We start from the raw sequence: 17,291 nt of genomic DNA, 5'->3' as shown, positions 1-17,291 counted from the left end.
TTGACATTCCCTTCAGAAAATTTCATCTATTTTGCCACATCTGACCGGCGTCGCCTCCACTGAGATCAAGTAAATCGCCGCCTGGCTGGACGAAAAAGCTTCACTCCCGATCATCAATGCCGCTTTCACTGCCTTAAATCAACATTGCTGTCGGGTCAGTTATTTACACTCTTCGGCTTCAGAATCCGGGGAGGAAAATGTATGGAACTGCTGTGTCCGGCGGGGAATTTGCCTGCGCTGAAATCGGCGGTGGAGCATGGTGCTGACGCGGTGTATGTCGGCCTGAAAGACGATACCAATGCCCGCCACTTTGCTGGCCTCAATTTTACCGATAAGAAACTGGCTGAAGCCGCGCGCTATCTGCATCAGCATCGCCGCAAACTGCATGTGGCCATCAACACCTTCGCCCATCCTGATGGGATGAATCGCTGGCAAAGCGCGATTGATGTTGCCGCCCAGAACGGTGCGGATGCGCTGATTCTGGCGGATATTGCCACGCTGGAGTACGCGGCAAAACGCTATCCGCAGGTTGAGCGTCATCTTTCGGTACAAGCCTCCGCCACCAATTTGCAGGCCATTCATTTTTATCATCGTCACTTTCAACTTAGCCGCGTTGTGCTGCCACGCGTGCTATCGATGCATCAGGTCAAACAGCTGGCGCGTGAGACGCCGGTGCCGCTGGAAGTGTTCGCCTTCGGTAGCCTGTGCATTATGGCCGAAGGCCGCTGCTATCTCTCATCCTGGCTGACCGGCGAATCGCCTAACAGCGCAGGTGCCTGCTCGCCAGCGAAATTTGTCCGCTGGCAACAGACGCCAAAGGGCATGGAATCACGCCTGAATGAAGTGCTGATTGACCGCTACGCGCCCGACGAGAGCGCGGGCTATCCCACGCTGTGTAAAGGGCGTTATGAAGTGGATAACCAGCTCTATCACGTGCTGGAAGAACCCACCAGCCTGAACACCTTGACGCTGCTGCCTGAACTGCTGCGCGCCAACATTGCCTCGGTGAAAATTGAAGGGCGTCAGCGCAGCCCGGCCTATGTGGCGCAGGTGGCAAAAGTGTGGCGTCAGGCAATTGATCGCTGCGTGGCATCGCCTGAACAGTATGTCGTGCAGGAACCCTGGATGCAGGCGCTGGGCGAGTTATCAGAAGGCAGCCAAACCACGCTCGGTGCTTATCACCGCGACTGGCAATAAGGAGATCGCATGAAATACGCCATCGGGCCAGTGCTGTGGTACTGGCCAACAGAAACGCTGGAAACCTTTTATCAACGCGCCGCCGAGAGCGGTGCCGAAATCATCTATCTCGGCGAAGCAGTGTGCAGCAAGAGACGCGCAACGTCGTTCAATCAATGGATGGATATCGCGCGCATGCTGGCGCTGCAGGGCAAGCAAGTGGTGCTGAGTACGCTGGCACTGCTGCAGTCGCCATCGGAAGTGAAGGAGCTGCGGCGCTATGTCGAGAACGGTGAGTTCCTGCTGGAAGCCAATGACATCGGTACCGTGAACATGGCGGCAGAACGCAAATTGCCATTTGTCGCCGGACCAACGCTCAACGTATATAACGCGCAGACGCTGCAACTGTTGCTGCAAGAAGGCATGACACGCTGGTGCATTCCGGTGGAGATGTCTCGCGACTGGCTAATTCAGCTGCTGCAGCAGTGCGATGCGGCGGGCGTGCGCGAGCAATTTGAGGTGGAAGTGCTCGGTTATGGCCATCTGCCGCTGGCGTTGTCGGCCCGCTGCTTCACCGCACGCGCCGAGAATCGTGGTAAAGATGATTGCCAAACCTGCTGCATCAATTATCCCACTGGCCGCCGCGTGCTTTCACAGGAAGGCCAGCAGGTGTTTGTCCTCAACGGCATACAGACCATGAGCGGCTATTGCTACAACCTCGGCAATGATTTGAGCGGCATGCATAACTGGATCGACATTGTGCGTCTGTCGCCACAGGGCGAAAGCACGCTCGCCGAAGTGGATCGCTTCCGCGCCAACGAAGCCGGTCAGGCCCCACTGATGATGGCGCGCGGCAGCGACTGCAACGGATATTGGCGTCGCCTGGCCGGGATGGCGCTTGAAGGCGAGCGGTAAAGGCACATTCCGGCTATATTCCTGCGGTTATTAGCAGTTTTAATATGGGTAACGATGAGTAATACTCACAAGCGCAGGTCCGACTAAACACCTGCGCCATCCCTATTTGGAGTGCCCATGTCTGAGAAAAAAACTGTTCGCCTGTCCGTGTTGGATCTGGCGCCTATCCCACAAGGTTCCGCTGCACGCGATGCGTTCCATAATTCGCTGGCGCTGGCCCGTCAATCTGAAGCGCTGGGTTTCCACCGCTACTGGCTGGCTGAACACCATAATATGACGGGGATTGCCAGCGCCGCGACCTCAGTCTTGATCGGCTATCTAGCCGCCAATACCGAAACGCTGCGCCTCGGCTCAGGCGGCATCATGCTGCCCAACCATGCGCCGCTGGTGATCGCCGAACAGTTTGGTACCCTCGAATCACTCTATCCTGGCCGTATCGATTTGGGACTGGGCCGCGCTCCCGGTTCGGACCAACGCACCATGCTGGCGTTGCGTCGTCATCTTTCCAGCGCCCAGGCGGATAGTTTCCCGGAAGATGTCTCTGAACTGATTCGCTGGTTTGACGCCGAAGAGGGTGAACATCCGCCAGTTCAACCGGTTCCGGGTTTAGGATTGAAGATTCCGGTGTGGCTGCTCGGTTCCAGTTTGTATAGCGCGCAATTGGCCGCTCAGCTTGGTTTGCCGTTTGCGTTTGCCTCGCATTTCGCACCCGATCTGCTGTTCCAGGCGCTGCATATTTATCGTGAGAAATTCAAACCTTCGGCGCGTCTGGCGAAGCCGTATGCGATGGTGTGCGTCAACGTGGTGGCGGCCGACAGCGAACGTGATGCGCGCTTCCTGTTCACCTCGATGCAGCAGCAGTTTATTAATCTGCGCCGCGGCAAGCCGGGTCCGCTGCCCGCACCGGTGGAGAACATGGATAATCTGTGGTCACCGTCCGAGCAATATGGCGTGCAGCAGGCCCTGAGCATGTCGATTGTCGGCGATAGCGATAAAGTGCGCAGCGGCCTCGCAGCGTTGATGCGTGAAACCCAGGCGGATGAAATCATGGTCAACGGCCAGATTTACGATTCGCAGGCGCGTCTGCGCTCGTTCGCACTGGCAATGGAAGCGGCGCGCACGCTGTAAACCTCATTGCGGTGGGTTTATCCACTCTGCACCCACCGCAATGGTTCGCGCGTCACGCGCCGGTGACTGGCCGTGAAAGCGGCTGTATTCGCGACTGAACTGCGAAGCACTTTGATAACCCACCCGATAACCCGCCGTTCCGGCATCCAGCTTCTCAATCAGCATCAAACGACGCGCCTCGTTGAGCCGCAGCTGCTTTTGATATTGCATCGGCGTCATCGCCGTTACCGCTTTAAAGTGATGATGCAGCGACGAAATACTCATCCCCACGCTGCTCGCCAGATGATCCATTTTCAATGGATGATGAAAGTTTTCCCTTAGCCAGCGTGCGGCACGCGCCACTTTGTTGCCTGGCCGCTCCGTCAACGCCATGTTGAGAATACGCGGCCCTTCTGGCCCGGTCAGCAGACGATAGAAAATCTCCTGCTCAATTAACGGTGCCAGCGCGGCAATATCCTGCGGGTGATCCAGCAACTCCACCAAACGCATCACTGCATCCACCAACGGCGGCGCAACTTTATGCACGGCGATACCGCGCTCGCTAACCGCCGTGCTGCCGAGATGATGGTGCGGAAAGTGTTCCAGATAACGCATCAGACGCGTTTCATTAATGGTGATGCCTACGCCGAGATTTGGCTTCTCCGGCGTCGCCATCACCACGCAGGATTGCACCGGCATATCGAGCGTCACCAGCAGTAAATCGCCCGGCCCGTAATGCATCACTTCATCGCCCATGCGCAGCGCTTTTTGCCCCTGCGCGATCAGGGCAAAGCTGGCCCAGGTCGCCACATGCGCCAAACTGGTGGGCTGAGAGCTGCGGCCGAAAGAGAGAAAATCGATCGGGCAATAGTGACGACCATCCTGCGGCGCATGGCGGGCAATGATTGCCACCAACTGCTGCCATTGTTCCTGATGAATCATGCGTTCTGCGCTCCGCGATAAGAAATCACTGAGTTGATATTCTCGCTTGTCGCTGGCGTTGCGCCTAGTCCTTGAGCAGCAGATTTGCAGGATCGTGCAAGAAGCTTGCAGGATTGCGCTACCACCCGATTGTATGGACAGCGCATGCTTTATCTTCCCCGAAATCTCAGGTGGAGAGACACGATGAAAACACTTGAAGGCAAAATTGCGCTGGTGACGGGCGCTTCGAAAGGCATTGGTGCCGCCATCGCCATGACTTTCGCGGCGGCCGGTGCTCGGGTGGTGGTGAATTATCTTCAGGACGAAGTGGGTGCGGCGGATGTAGTGACCGACATCCAGGCGCTGGGTAGCGACGCCATCGCCGTACAGGCTGATATCTCACGCGAGGCCGATGTGCAGCGCCTGTTCGCTAGCAGCATTGAGCAGTTTGGCGCACCCGATATTGTGGTGAATAACGCCGGCATTTTTCACCACGGTGACTTTGCTGACCTTAGCATCAGCGAAATGCAGCAGCAGCTGAATGTGAATCTGCTGGGCACCTTACTGGTGTGTCAGCAGGCGGCAAAACATTTCCCCGCACGCGGCGGTTCCATCATCAATCTAAGCGCCTTAAATAGTCAACGCAGCACGCCCGGTTCGGTGCTGTGGGCGGCAACCAAAGGCGCGATCGATACCTTGACGCAAGGCCTCGCACGCGAGCTTGGCCCACGCAATATTCGCGTCAATGCGTTAGCACCCGGCATTATTTTGACCGAAGGTTTGCTGGCGGCGAAGAAGATGCATCCGGAGTTGAAAGCACAGCTGATTGCCGCTACGCCGCTTGGACGCTTTGGCTTGCCGGAAGATGTGGCGCAAGTCGCGCTGTTTTTAGCGTCGGAAGAGGCGGCATATGTTAGCGGTGAACGCGTACTGATTGCCGGCGGCGTGTAAATTTTACTTTCCACAGGCATAAAAAAAAGGGACGCATTAGCGTCCCTTTTTACTTTTAGCGTTTAACGCTTATGCGTCACGACGACGTGGTGCAGCTGCGCCTTCTGGACGCGGGCCACGGCCACCTTCACGGCTGAAGCGTCCGCCTTCGCGGCCACCTTCACGACGCTCGGAGAAGCGACGTGGAGCGCCTTCGCCACGTGGAGCACCCTCACCGCGCGGTGCGCCATTGCCACGACGTTCGCCGCCAGCAGATGGACGACGTTCGCTACGCTCGTGCACCGGTGCATCACCCATCAGCTGCATATTCATCGGCTTGTTCAGAATACGCGTACGAGTGAAGTGCTGCAGTACTTCGCCCGGCATGCCTTTCGGCAGCTCGATGGTTGAGTGAGTACCAAACAGCTTGATGTTACCGATGTAACGGCTGCTGATGTCGCCTTCGTTAGCGATCGCGCCAACGATGTGACGAACTTCAACACCATCATCGCGGCCTACTTCAATGCGGTACAGCTGCATTTCGCCAACGTCACGACGTTCACGACGTGGACGATCACCATCGCGGCTGTCACGGCTTTCGCGTGGACCACGAGAATCACGTGAATCGCGACGCTCACCACGGTCAGGACGATCGCTGAACTCACGACGCGCTGGACGTGGTGCTTCTGGTGGCAGAATCAGTGGACGTTCGCCCTGAGCCATTTTCAGCAGTGCTGCGGCCAGAGTTTCGATATCCAGATCTTCGCCCGGCTGCATTTTGCTCAGCAGTGCGCGGTACTGGTCCAGATCGCTGCTTTCCAGCTGCTGCTGTACTTTAGCCGCGAACTTAGCCAGACGACGCTCACCCAGCAGTTCTGCGTTCGGCAGTTCAACTTCTGGAATGGTCAGCTTCATGGTGCGTTCGATGTTGCGCAGCAGACGACGCTCGCGGTTCTCAACGAACAGCAACGCACGACCTGCACGACCTGCACGGCCGGTACGACCGATACGGTGAACGTAAGACTCTGCATCCATTGGGATATCAAAGTTTACTACCAGGCTGATACGCTCAACGTCCAGACCACGTGCGGCAACGTCGGTCGCGATCAGGATGTCGAGACGACCATCTTTCAAACGCTCCAGCGTCTGCTCACGCAGTGCCTGGTTCATATCACCGTTCAGTGCTGCGCTGTTATAACCGCTGCGCTCCAGCGCTTCGGCCACTTCCAGCGTGGCATTTTTGGTACGCACGAAGATGATGGCTGCATCGAAATCTTCTGCTTCCAGGAAGCGAACCAGTGCGTCAGTTTTACGGCCGTAAGCGGTCCAGTAAGACTGAGAAATGTCTGGGCGCGTAGTCAGGCTTGACTGGATGCGCACTTCCTGTGGATCTTTCATGAAGCGCTTGGTGATACGACGAATCGCTTCTGGCATGGTTGCTGAGAACAGCGCGGTCTGATGACCGTCTGGAATCTGCGCCATGATGGTTTCAACGTCTTCGATGAAGCCCATACGCAGCATTTCATCAGCTTCGTCCAGCACCAGACCGCGTAGGTTAGACAGATCTAACGTGCCACGCTTCAGGTGATCCAGCAGACGACCAGGCGTACCCACAACAACTTGTGGGCCCTGACGCAGTGCGCGCAGCTGTACGTCATAACGTTGGCCGCCGTACAGGGCTACAACGTTAATGCCACGCATGTGTTTAGAGAATTCTGTAACGGCTTCAGCAACCTGTACCGCCAATTCGCGGGTCGGTGCCAGCACCAAAATTTGCGGTGCTTTAACAGTAGGATCAATGTTGTTTAGCAGCGGCAGTGAGAAAGCCGCAGTTTTACCACTACCGGTCTGCGCCATACCCAACACGTCACGGCCAGCCAGCAGGTGAGGAATACACTCAGCCTGGATTGGAGAAGGCTTAACGTAGCCCATACCGTTCAGTGATTCGAGGATGTCGGCGTTCAGGCCAAGGTCAGCAAAAGTGGTTTGAATATCAGTCATGTAGTACACGTGCCTCTTAGATTGCGGCGGCCAGTCTACATAACTCGTCGTGAAAACTTTCAGTCATTTTCATCAAAAAGTGTGAACCGGCTCAAATTAGAAGTTTTGACGAACAGAAAAGCCCTCATCTCTGAAGATGATGACTTTACAGGTATTCAGGCAATAAAAGTTCGTCAGCTATTGCTGGTCAGATTCTGATAAATCGTCTTGTGTCTGGCCGAGTTGCGCCAGTTCCAACAATGCGTATCGGTGCTCAACAAAGTTGTTTACGTTGTTGGCCACCGCCAGTTTGAACAACGCTTTCGCGTCGTCCTTCTCCCCCAGACTTAGGTAGTACTTACCTAAATAGAAGTTGGTTTCACTGAGATGTTCAGCGAGCGAGGTGTTATCCGTTGCGTCCGCCTTGAGACGTTCCATCAGCGTTTTTTCACTGATGTCGCCAAGGTAGAACTCGACAATATTCCATCCCCATTGATCGCGAACCGCTTTGTCATGACGCTGTCTCAGCGTAACTTTTGCCTTGTCGGCATCCATATCGCTTTCAACGAGATAGAGCCAAAGGCTGCGGAATGGATCGTTAGGATCGTCTTGATAAAACGCCAGCAGATCATCTTGCGCTAACTTGTATCGACCGCCGTAATAGAGGGCGATACCACGGTTTAAATGCGCATAGTTGTAAGTTGGATCAAGCTCAAGTACAGAATCAAACGCTTCATAGGCAGCATCAAAGTTGCCTGCCTGCGTTAAGTATATACCGAGATAGTTAAATACCTCAGGCATATCTGGTCTTATAGACAGCGCTTGCGAAAAATCGTTCCGCGCTAGTGCCCTCAGACCCAAACTATCATACAACACTCCGCGCTCATATAATAGCTGTGCGCGTTCATCATCGGTCAGGGCACGACTGGCAAGAATTTGTTCCATGCGCGCCAGGATCACCTCTTGCTGCAGTGTGGGCTGCAAAGGTACTGCCAGAACTTCGTTCTTACGCCAATTGGAGTTGCTGCATCCTGCCAGCGTGATAGCTGTCGCAACAAAACACCAGCGCAAAAAAGGCTTCATTTCCCACTCCCGAATACAAACATTGGGACAACCATCCTGTCATCCTCCTGCTGTGCACAAGGATTCCCGCCCTCGCGATGATCTAAACACCTCTCCCCGCAAAGCAGGGAGAGGTAAATCGGTAAACGCTTACTCGGCGTCAGATGCATCAGATGCAGCGGTAGCAACTTCTTCCGCTGGTTTCTGCTCTGTCGCTTCTTTGATGCTCAGGCGTACACGGCCCTGACGGTCCACTTCCATTACTTTCACTGGAACTTCCTGGCCCATCTGCAGATAGTCGGTTACTTTCTCTACGCGCTTATCGGCGATCTGAGAGATGTGAACCAAACCTTCTTTACCGCCGCCGATTGCCACGAAGGCACCGAAATCAACGATACGTGTCACTTTACCTGAGTAAATGCGGCCAACTTCGATCTCAGCAGTAATCTCTTCGATACGACGAATGGCTTCTTTAGCTTTCAGGCTATCAGTTGCAGCGATCTTCACGGTGCCGTCATCTTCGATTTCGATGGTGGTGCCGGTTTCTTCGGTCAGCGCACGGATAACCGAGCCGCCTTTACCGATGACATCTTTGATCTTGTCTGAACTGATTTTGATGGTGTAAATGCGCGGCGCGAACTCAGAGATTTCCTGACGCGGCGTGCTGATTGCCTGTTCCATCACGCTCAGGATGTGCAGACGCGCACCTTTAGCTTGGTTCAGTGCAACCTGCATGATTTCGCGGGTGATGCCTTCGATTTTGATATCCATCTGCAGCGCAGTAATACCATCGCGGCTACCTGCTACTTTGAAGTCCATGTCGCCGAGGTGATCTTCGTCACCCAGGATATCAGACAGAACCACAAAGTTGTCGGCTTCTTTAACCAGACCCATCGCAATACCGGCTACGGCTGCTTTGATCGGTACACCAGCGTCCATCAGTGCCAGAGAAGCACCACACACGGAAGCCATTGAAGAAGAGCCGTTAGATTCGGTGATTTCTGAAACCACACGCACGGTGTATGGGAAGTCAGCTTGCTTAGGCATTACGGCCAGCACGCCACGCTTCGCCAGACGGCCGTGACCAATCTCACGACGCTTCGGTGAGCCAACCATACCGGTTTCGCCCACGCAGTACGGAGGGAAGTTGTAGTGGAACAGGAAGCTATCAGTACGTTCGCCCATCAACTCATCCAGATTCTGCGCATCACGTGCGGTACCCAGCGTTGCGGTAACCAGCGCCTGCGTTTCACCACGGGTGAACAGTGATGAACCGTGCGTACGTGGCAGTACGCCAGTGCGCACGTCCAGACCACGAATCATATCTTTCTCACGGCCATCGATACGCGGTTCGCCACGGATGATGCGGCTACGAACAACGCTCTTCTCAAGGTCGTGTACGATGTCAGCGATATCGCCAGCATCCAGCGTTTCATCTTCAGCCTGCAGTGCCGCGATGGTCGCGTCTTTCACTGCGCCAACCTGAGTGTAACGCTCTTGCTTATCAGTGATGCGATAGGCATCGCTGATGCCCGCTTCTGCCAGTGCAGTAACGCGTGCGATCAGTGCATCGTTAGTTGGCAGTGGCTGCCAATCCCAACGTGGTTTACCGGCTTCGGCAACCAGCGCATTGATGTTTTCGATAACGATCTGCTGCTGGTCGTGGCCATATACCACAGCGCCCAGCATCTGCTCTTCAGTCAGGATGTCAGCTTCTGATTCCACCATCAGCACCGCGTTCTGGGTACCGGCAACAACCAGGTTCAGACGTGATTCGTTGATTTCATCAGCAGTTGGGTTCAGTACGTACTGGTCATTGATATAACCGACGCGCGCTGCGCCGATTGGACCATTGAACGGCAGGCCGGACAGAGCCAGTGCAGCAGATGCACCGATCATCGCAACGATGTCTGGGTTAACCTGTGGGTTAACAGAAACCACGGTCGCAATAACCTGGACTTCGTTAATGAAGCCTTCCGGGAACAGCGGACGAACTGGACGGTCAATCAGGCGTGAGATCAGGGTTTCGCCTTCGCTTGGACGGCCTTCACGACGGAAGAAGCTACCCGGGATACGACCAGCAGCGTAAGTACGCTCCTGATAGTTAACCGTCAGCGGGAAGAAATCCTGACCTGGTTTAGTTTTTTTCTGGCCAACAACGGTAACGAATACAGCAGTGTCATCCATGCTCACCATTACTGCAGCGGTAGCCTGGCGCGCCATCATGCCGGTTTCCAGCGTGACGGTATGCTGACCATATTGGAATTTGCGTACGATCGGGTTCAGCAAAATTTAAGTCCTTAAATTCAGGGGCGCAGCCCATTCTGGCGCGCCGGGGATTACCGATCTTCAGTTGCATCCTCGCGACTAATGACAACCTTAACCGCCCATGCGGTAAAGCCTCTCATTAGCCGCGCGAACCTCTGCAAGCAAAGATCACTCTCTGCAACAATACATGAGTTTGGTCCGGATTGCTGCGGATTGCTCGAAAAAAGGGGCCATAAAGGCCCCCTTTTCGCGAAACTCGCACAAATCTGATCGTCAGATGCGTTTTTTTGCATAGTGCATGCGCTACACCCTTGATCAGATTCTTCAGACTTAGCGACGCAGACCCAGGCTTTCGATCAGACCGGTGTAGCGAGCAACGTCTTTACGCTTCAGGTAGTCCAGCAGCTTACGACGCTGAGATACCATGCGCAGCAGACCGCGACGGCTGTGGTGATCTTTCTTGTGCTCAGAGAAGTGACCCTGCAGGTGGTTAATCTGAGCAGTCAGCAGAGCAACCTGAACTTCAGTTGAACCGCTGTCGTTGGTACCACGACCGTATTTAGCAACGATCTCTGCTTTAGCTTCTACGCTTAGAGACATAATAAACTCCAGTAAATAATGAATGTATGGGTGCCGATCTCTAATTCAGCAGCCCGCTTTTAAAGCCGCGCCATTCTACTCTTCGCCTGATAGCAACGCAAATGCGCCGTTAGGTCAAATGCGAGAGGATTGATTACGCAGGAAATTCTACCACCAGACGACGCGGCGCCACGCGCCCATCCTCAGCGATTTCGGCCATACCAATGAATTTGTGCTCATTACCTTCAGTCACGCGCACCAATCCCTGTTCCGGCGCATCCGCCACCTGAACCGGCATACCCTGTTTAAAATAAGCCGCCACCGCAGGCAGCAAATTCACAATCGGGAACTCTTCTGCAGGGCTATCCATCGGCAGCAATAACGCATCGAGCGCGCTGTAATCTGGCGCTTCCGCCATATTGACGGTGGCCGCCACGTCCTGCAGCTGCTCCAGCGTTACCATTCTTTCGATCGGATAACGCGCCACTTGCAGGCGACGCAGCATGATAACGTGCGCACCGCAGCCAAGCCGCTCACCGAGATCGTCGATAATAGTGCGGATATAAGTGCCTTTAGAGACGTGAATCTCCAGCTCCAGCTCATCACCTTCCCAGCGAATAAACTGCAGCTCAAACACTTTGATCGGGCGCGCTTCACGCGGCACGGTTATGCCTTCACGTGCATACTCATACAGCTTGCGTCCCTGATACTTCAGCGCGGAGAACATGGTCGGCACCTGCATGGTGTCGCCACGAAAATAGTCCAGCGCTGCATCCAGTGCTGCCTGATCAAACGTAACCGCACGCGTCTCAACAATATTGCCGTCAGCATCAGACGTATCGGTGCGTTCACCTAGGCGAGCAATGACGCGATAACGCTTGTCTGAATCGAGCAGATACTGCGAAAACTTGGTGGCTTCGCCGAGGCAAACCGGTAGCATGCCGGTCGCCAGAGGATCGAGCGCGCCGGTGTGTCCCGCTTTGTTCGCATTGAACAGACGCTTTACTTTCTGCAGCACATCATTGGAAGAGGCGCCTTGATGCTTATCCAGCAGAAACACACCGTGGACGTCGCGACCGCGACGACGAGGACGACTCATTAGTCCTCCTTGTCATCTTCCGCCGGGCTATCGCCACGACGCTCAACATCGCTCTTAATGACGTTGCTGACCAGGTTCGACATGCGCATACCTTCGATCAGCGAGTTGTCGTAGAAGAAGGTCAGCTCCGGCACGATACGCAAGCGCATCGCTTTGCCTACCAGCGTACGGATATAGCCAGAGGCTTCTTTCAGCGCCTTCAGGCCGTTTTGTACCGCTTCTTCATCTTTGTCATTCAAAAAGGTCACAAACACCTTGGCATAGGCGAGATCGCGCGACACTTCGACGCCCGAAACTGTCACCATCATACCGAGACGTGGATCTTTAATTTCGCGCTGCAGGATGATTGCAATCTCTTTCTGCAACTCCTGAGAAACGCGCTGTGGGCGGCCAAATTCTTTTGCCATTATTTCTTTCTCCCAAATAATTCGGGAGGCCAGAGGCCTCCCAAATTGCAACACATCAAATGATGATCAATCGATGGTGCGTTTAATTTCAATCACTTCGAACACTTCGATCATATCGCCAACGCGAACGTCGTTGTAGTTCTTCACGCCGATACCACATTCCATGCCGTTACGAACTTCGTTAACGTCATCTTTGAAGCGGCGCAGAGATTCCAGCTCGCCTTCATAGATAACCACGTTGTCACGCAGTACGCGGATTGGGTTGTGACGTTTGATGTTACCTTCGGTGACCATACAGCCCGCGATGGCACCAAACTTCGGTGATTTGAACACGTCACGTACCGCAGCCAGACCGATAATCTGCTGTTTGAACTCTGGAGCCAGCATACCGCTCATTGCTGCTTTCACTTCGTCGATCAGATTATAGATGACGGAGTAGTAACGCAGGTCAACGTTTTCAGCGTCAATCACGCGGCGAGCAGATGCATCAGCACGCACGTTGAAGCCGAGGATGATAGCGTTGGATGCTGCAGCCAGCGTCGCGTCGGTTTCGGTGATACCACCTACGCCTGAACCGATGATGCGCACTTTCACTTCGTCGGTAGAGAGTTTCAGCAGCGAATCAGAGATCGCTTCGACAGAACCCTGTACGTCAGATTTCAGTACGATGTTGAGCTCAGATACTTCGCCTTCAGTCATGTTGGCGAACATGTTCTCCAACTTAGACTTCTGCTGACGCGCCAGCTTAACTTCACGGAATTTGCCCTGACGATACAGCGCAACTTCACGCGCTTTCTTCTCATCACGTACGACAGTCGCTTCATCACCTGCGGCCGGCACACCGGACAGACCAAGGATTTCCACTGGAATGGATGGACCCGCTTCCAGCACTTCACGACCCAATTCGTCACGCATCGCACGTACACGGCCGTATTCGAAGCCGCACAGCACGATATCGCCTTTATTCAGCGTACCTTCACGTACCAGCACGGTAGCAACCGGACCACGACCTTTGTCGAGGAACGATTCAATTACCACGCCGCTCGCCATACCTTCACGGATAGCAGAGAGTTCCAGTACTTCTGCTTGCAGCAGAATCGCATTCAGCAGATCGTCAATACCGGTACCGGCTTTCGCAGAGACGTTAACAAACATGTTCTCACCGCCCCACTCCTCCGGAAGAATTCCGTACTGGGTCAGTTCGTTCTTAACGCGGTCTGGATCAGCATCTGGCTTATCGATTTTGTTGACCGCAACAACCACTGGCACACCGGCTGCTTTCGCATGCTGGATAGCTTCAACGGTCTGAGGCATCACGCCATCGTCAGCAGCAACAACCAGGATAACGATATCCGTGGCCTGCGCACCACGAGCACGCATTGCGGTAAACGCGGCGTGGCCCGGGGTATCGAGGAAGGTGATCATACCGTTGTCAGTTTCAACGTGGTAAGCACCGATATGCTGAGTAATACCACCCGCTTCGCCTGATGCCACTTTCGTTGAACGAATGTAGTCAAGCAGAGAGGTTTTACCGTGGTCAACGTGACCCATGATGGTAACGACCGGAGCACGAGACTCTTGCGCAGCATCGGTATCACGATCGTCCATTACCGCTTCTTCCAGCTCATTCTCGCGGCGCAGGATCACTTTGTGACCCATTTCTTCCGCGACCATCTGAGCGGTTTCTTGATCGATAACCTGGTTGATGGTCGCCATGGCGCCCATCTTCATCATCGCTTTAACGACCAGAGAACCTTTGATCGCCATTTTGTTGGCCAGTTCAGCAACGGTAATGGTTTCACCGATGACGACATCGCGGTTAACAGCCTGAGCTGGCTTGTTGAAGCCCTGCTGCAGGGTGCTTGGCTTACGATGTTTGCCGCCTTTACCGCCACGAACCTGCGCACGCGCTTCTTCGCGATCGGTTTTGGCTTCAGAATGCTTGTTGCCTTTCTTCACCGGGCGAGCAGCTTTGGTGGTGCGAGCACGTGCACGGCCAGCTTCTACCTGGCGATCGTTCTCGTCTTCTGCCTGACGGGCGTGAGTTGAGGTAGTGACGTGATAGTCGCCTTTATCCTCTTCTTCAGGTTTGGCCCATTCAACAGCTTTTTCTTCAGCCAGGCGGCGGGCTTCTTCAGCCACGCGGCGCGCATCTTCTTCCAGCTTACGGCGTGCTTCTTCTTCTGCTTTACGTTTCAGTTCGGCAGCTTCTGCTTCACGACGGGCTTTATCAGACTGCGCAGCCTTGGCTACTACGTCGGTAGGTTGATTAGTCAATTTCTCTTTTTCCGCTGCTTCACGTTTGGCCTTGTCAGCGGCTTCGCGCTTGGCTTTATCTTCGGCTTCACGTTGCGCTTTCTGTTCAGCTTCGCGACGGGCTTGTTCTTCCGCCTCGCGACGCGCCTGCTCTTCCGCTTCACGCTGCGCCTCGGCTTCCGCTTCTGCCTGAGCTTGCTCAGACTCTGCGTCGCCTTTCACGTATGTGCGCTTTTTGCGGACTTCAATTTGTACCGACTTACTTTTACCCCCGGTGACGGGAATATTCAAGGTGCTGCGCGTCTTGCGCTGCAAAGTCAGCTTGCTTGAACCGGTCTGACCGTGCTCACGATTCAGGTGAGACAGTAAGGTTTCTTTCTCTTGCTGGGACACCGCATCGTTCTCAGACTTACGGATCCCTGCATCAGCAAATTGCTGTACCAGGCGATCGACCGGGGTCTGAATTTCGGCGGCCAGCGATTTTACGGTTACATCTGTCATGCTGTTCCTTCCTGTTATTACGCGTCATCGCCGAACCAGCAGATATTACGTGCAGCCATAATCAGCGCACCGGCTTTCTCGTCATCCAGCCCTTCAATATCTGTCAGATCGTCAACACCTTGCTCAGCGAGATCTTCCAGCGTGCAAACGCCTTTCGCCGCCAGGCGATACGCCAGCGCACGATCCAAGCCCTCAAGATTCAGAAGATCCTCAGCGGGCTCCTGATTACCAAGGCTCTCTTCTTTCGCTAATGCCAGGGTAGTTAACGCATTTTTTGCTCGTTCACGCAGGGCTTCAATGGTCTCTTCATCGAGGCCGTCGATTTCCAGCAGCTCGTTGATTGGCACATAAGCCAATTCTTCCAGCGAAGAGAAGCCCTCTTCCACCAGAATGGTGGCGAACTCTTCGTCGATGTCGAGATGTTTGGTGAACATATCGATCGCTGCATGGGCTTCAGCTTGGTGCTTAGCCTGCAGATCATCGACGGTCATCACGTTCAGTTCCCAACCGCTCAGTTGGGAAGCCAGACGCACGTTTTGGCCGTTACGGCCGATCGCCTGAGCCAGATTGCCGGCTTCAACAGCGATATCCATGGTGTGATTGTCTTCATCCACCACAATTGACGCCACATCGGCTGGCGCCATAGCGTTGATAACGAATTGCGCCGGGTTGTCGTCCCACAGCACAATGTCGATACGCTCGCCACCCAGCTCGCTTGAAACCGCCTGGACACGCGCACCGCGCATACCGACGCAAGCGCCCACTGGATCAATACGTTTATCGTTGGTTTTCACCGCGATTTTGGCGCGTGAACCCGGATCGCGCGCTGCCGCTTTGATCTCGATAACTTCTTCGCCAATTTCTGGCACCTCAATGCGGAACAACTCGATCAGCATCTCTGGCTTAGAACGGGTGACAAACAGCTGCGCGCCACGCGCTTCAGGGCGAACGGCGTACAGCACGCCGCGGATACGGTCACCCGGACGGAAGTTTTCACGCGGCAGCATGTCTTCACGCACAATCACGGCTTCAGCATTGCTGCCGAGGTCCAGTGAAATGTTGTCGCGGTTCACTTTCTTCACCACGCCGGTGATGATTTCGCCTTCGTGTTGACGGAACTGATCAACCACCATCGCGCGCTCAGCTTCACGTACTTTTTGTACGATAACCTGCTTAGCAGTTTGGGTGGTGATACGGTCGAAGGTGACAGATTCAATCTGATCTTCAACAAATTCGCCCAGATTGAACGCTTCGTCTTCATAACGAGCTGCATCCAGCGTGATCTCGCGAGTCGGCTGCGTGACTTCTTCCACAATCTGCCAGCGACGGAAGGTATCGAAATCGCCGCTGCGGCGATCGATGCTGACACGCACTTCGATCTCTTGCTCATACTTCTTTTTGGTCGCAGTGGCCAAAGCGCTCTCCAGCGCTTCGAAGATTTTCTCACGCGGCAGGGCTTTTTCGTTAGAAACGGCTTCTACTACAGCTAAGATCTCTTTGTTCATCCTGGTTAGCCTCAATCCGGACTTTTAAAAGTGGGGGACCAGGTTCGCTTTCTGAATGTTGCTCAGCGCGAACACTTCATCGTTACCCTCAACGGTCACCGTGATCATCTCGCCTTCAACAGACTTAATGATACCCTGCCATTTACGGCGGTTTTGTACGGCCATGCGTAGTACCAGGCTCACCTCGTCACCGGCAAAACGTGCATAGTGTTCAGCAGTGAAAAGAGGACGTTCGAGACCCGGCGAGGAAACTTCAAGGTTGTAAGCCACGGTAATTGGATCTTCCACATCCATTACTGCGCTAACCTGGTGGCTAACATCGGCGCAATCATCAACATTGATACCCTCTTCACTATCAATATAGATGCGCAGGGTTGATGTGCGACCACGAATAAACTCAATACCGACTAATTCGTAGCCAAGCGCTTCTACTGGAGCAGAGATCAACTCTGTCAATTTTTGCTCTAATGTGGACAAGCCCACCCCCAAGACATAAAAAAAGGGCCTATAGCCCAGTGTTTCGATTTCCTGATAACAAAAAACCCCGAATATTCGGGGCTTTTTGTGACTGGACCCTGTACGCCG

15 protein-coding genes are annotated in these 17,291 nt (G+C 54.3%); 4 read left to right on the top strand and 11 right to left on the bottom strand.

Annotated features, from left to right (window positions below; translation table 11 throughout):
- The first annotated feature begins 201 nt into the window (after window positions 1-201).
- The 3 genes from VIJ98_RS02575 to VIJ98_RS02565 all read left to right on the top strand — a co-directional run bounded on the left by VIJ98_RS02575 (window position 202) and on the right by VIJ98_RS02565 (window position 3,219).
- Window positions 202-1,197 (top strand): peptidase U32 family protein, encoded by a 996-nt coding sequence (locus tag VIJ98_RS02575; RefSeq protein WP_323272108.1) that lies wholly within the window; start codon window positions 202-204, stop codon window positions 1,195-1,197.
- 9 nt (window positions 1,198-1,206) lie between these two features.
- Complete coding sequence (locus VIJ98_RS02570; RefSeq protein WP_323272106.1) at window positions 1,207-2,091, top strand: U32 family peptidase; 885 nt, start codon at window positions 1,207-1,209, stop codon at window positions 2,089-2,091.
- A 117-nt stretch (window positions 2,092-2,208) separates the two neighbouring features.
- Complete coding sequence (locus VIJ98_RS02565; protein WP_061718241.1) at window positions 2,209-3,219, top strand: luciferase-like monooxygenase; 1,011 nt, start codon at window positions 2,209-2,211, stop codon at window positions 3,217-3,219.
- 3 nt (window positions 3,220-3,222) lie between these two features.
- On the opposite strand, the gene VIJ98_RS02560 is transcribed toward VIJ98_RS02565, so the two are convergent.
- Window positions 3,223-4,140 (bottom strand): AraC family transcriptional regulator, encoded by a 918-nt coding sequence (locus VIJ98_RS02560; RefSeq protein WP_323272103.1) that lies wholly within the window; start codon window positions 4,138-4,140, stop codon window positions 3,223-3,225.
- Window positions 4,141-4,323: 183 nt separating this feature from the next.
- Between VIJ98_RS02560 and VIJ98_RS02555 the strand changes: the two genes are divergently transcribed.
- On the top strand, window positions 4,324-5,070 hold the full coding sequence (locus VIJ98_RS02555; protein ID WP_008104284.1) for an SDR family NAD(P)-dependent oxidoreductase: 747 nt from the start codon (window positions 4,324-4,326) through the stop codon (window positions 5,068-5,070).
- A gap of 69 nt (window positions 5,071-5,139) precedes the next feature.
- Here the strand turns inward: VIJ98_RS02555 and VIJ98_RS02550 are convergent, their stop codons facing one another.
- From VIJ98_RS02550 to rimP, 10 genes are all read right to left on the bottom strand, one after another.
- A complete protein-coding gene (locus VIJ98_RS02550) occupies window positions 5,140-7,050 on the bottom strand; it encodes a DEAD/DEAH family ATP-dependent RNA helicase (protein ID WP_008104286.1) in 1,911 nt (636 codons plus the stop codon).
- A gap of 16 nt (window positions 7,051-7,066) precedes the next feature.
- Complete coding sequence (gene yrbN, locus VIJ98_RS02545; protein ID WP_152689941.1) at window positions 7,067-7,117, bottom strand: protein YrbN; 51 nt, start codon at window positions 7,115-7,117, stop codon at window positions 7,067-7,069.
- 110 nt (window positions 7,118-7,227) lie between these two features.
- On the bottom strand, window positions 7,228-8,112 hold the full coding sequence (gene nlpI / locus VIJ98_RS02540) for a lipoprotein NlpI (protein ID WP_008104288.1): 885 nt from the start codon (window positions 8,110-8,112) through the stop codon (window positions 7,228-7,230).
- Between the two features lie 129 nt (window positions 8,113-8,241).
- A complete protein-coding gene (gene pnp / locus VIJ98_RS02535) occupies window positions 8,242-10,380 on the bottom strand; it encodes a polyribonucleotide nucleotidyltransferase (protein ID WP_008104291.1) in 2,139 nt (712 codons plus the stop codon).
- Window positions 10,381-10,689: 309 nt separating this feature from the next.
- Window positions 10,690-10,959: a 30S ribosomal protein S15 gene (gene rpsO, locus VIJ98_RS02530; protein WP_036620269.1), complete on the bottom strand. Its 270-nt coding sequence runs from the start codon at window positions 10,957-10,959 to the stop codon at window positions 10,690-10,692.
- A 133-nt stretch (window positions 10,960-11,092) separates the two neighbouring features.
- Window positions 11,093-12,037 carry a tRNA pseudouridine(55) synthase TruB gene (gene truB / locus VIJ98_RS02525; RefSeq protein ID WP_323272097.1) on the bottom strand — a complete coding sequence of 315 codons (945 nt, stop codon included), beginning with the start codon at window positions 12,035-12,037 and terminating at the stop codon, window positions 11,093-11,095.
- Window positions 12,037-12,444, bottom strand: coding sequence for a 30S ribosome-binding factor RbfA (gene rbfA, locus VIJ98_RS02520; protein ID WP_007886693.1), 408 nt, complete (start codon window positions 12,442-12,444; stop codon window positions 12,037-12,039). The genes truB and rbfA overlap by 1 nt, the downstream gene beginning before the upstream one ends.
- A 66-nt stretch (window positions 12,445-12,510) precedes the next feature.
- The gene (infB, locus tag VIJ98_RS02515) at window positions 12,511-15,201 is read right to left on the bottom strand and encodes a translation initiation factor IF-2 (RefSeq protein ID WP_061718245.1); all 2,691 of its coding nucleotides are present in this window, start codon (window positions 15,199-15,201) and stop codon (window positions 12,511-12,513) included.
- A gap of 17 nt (window positions 15,202-15,218) precedes the next feature.
- Window positions 15,219-16,706: a transcription termination factor NusA gene (gene nusA, locus VIJ98_RS02510; RefSeq protein WP_008104302.1), complete on the bottom strand. Its 1,488-nt coding sequence runs from the start codon at window positions 16,704-16,706 to the stop codon at window positions 15,219-15,221.
- 24 nt (window positions 16,707-16,730) lie between these two features.
- On the bottom strand, window positions 16,731-17,183 hold the full coding sequence (gene rimP / locus VIJ98_RS02505; RefSeq protein WP_036620302.1) for a ribosome maturation factor RimP: 453 nt from the start codon (window positions 17,181-17,183) through the stop codon (window positions 16,731-16,733).
- Between the last annotated feature and the right edge of the window lie 108 nt (window positions 17,184-17,291).

The sequence above is a fragment of the Pantoea sp. S18 genome (assembly GCF_045689705.1).
GTDB classification, from domain to species: domain Bacteria; phylum Pseudomonadota; class Gammaproteobacteria; order Enterobacterales; family Enterobacteriaceae; genus Pantoea; species Pantoea symbiotica.
Note: the sequence above shows the minus strand (reverse complement) of the source record. Positions and strands in the feature narration are given on the sequence as shown.

What these genes read in the sequence shown, in the direction of transcription:
- VIJ98_RS02555 (WP_008104284.1), top strand. Translation starts at nt 4,324, where the DNA reads ATGAAAACACTTGAAGGCAAAATTGCGCTGGTGACGGGCGCTTCGAAA.
- VIJ98_RS02560 (WP_323272103.1), bottom strand. Translation starts at nt 4,140, where the DNA reads ATGATTCATCAGGAACAATGGCAGCAGTTGGTGGCAATCATTGCCCGC.
- nusA (WP_008104302.1), bottom strand. Translation starts at nt 16,706, where the DNA reads ATGAACAAAGAGATCTTAGCTGTAGTAGAAGCCGTTTCTAACGAAAAA.
- infB (WP_061718245.1), bottom strand. Translation starts at nt 15,201, where the DNA reads ATGACAGATGTAACCGTAAAATCGCTGGCCGCCGAAATTCAGACCCCG.
- truB (WP_323272097.1), bottom strand. Translation starts at nt 12,037, where the DNA reads ATGAGTCGTCCTCGTCGTCGCGGTCGCGACGTCCACGGTGTGTTTCTG.
- rbfA (WP_007886693.1), bottom strand. Translation starts at nt 12,444, where the DNA reads ATGGCAAAAGAATTTGGCCGCCCACAGCGCGTTTCTCAGGAGTTGCAG.
- VIJ98_RS02575 (WP_323272108.1), top strand. Translation starts at nt 202, where the DNA reads ATGGAACTGCTGTGTCCGGCGGGGAATTTGCCTGCGCTGAAATCGGCG.
- rpsO (WP_036620269.1), bottom strand. Translation starts at nt 10,959, where the DNA reads ATGTCTCTAAGCGTAGAAGCTAAAGCAGAGATCGTTGCTAAATACGGT.
- VIJ98_RS02565 (WP_061718241.1), top strand. Translation starts at nt 2,209, where the DNA reads ATGTCTGAGAAAAAAACTGTTCGCCTGTCCGTGTTGGATCTGGCGCCT.
- VIJ98_RS02570 (WP_323272106.1), top strand. Translation starts at nt 1,207, where the DNA reads ATGAAATACGCCATCGGGCCAGTGCTGTGGTACTGGCCAACAGAAACG.
- nlpI (WP_008104288.1), bottom strand. Translation starts at nt 8,112, where the DNA reads ATGAAGCCTTTTTTGCGCTGGTGTTTTGTTGCGACAGCTATCACGCTG.
- VIJ98_RS02550 (WP_008104286.1), bottom strand. Translation starts at nt 7,050, where the DNA reads ATGACTGATATTCAAACCACTTTTGCTGACCTTGGCCTGAACGCCGAC.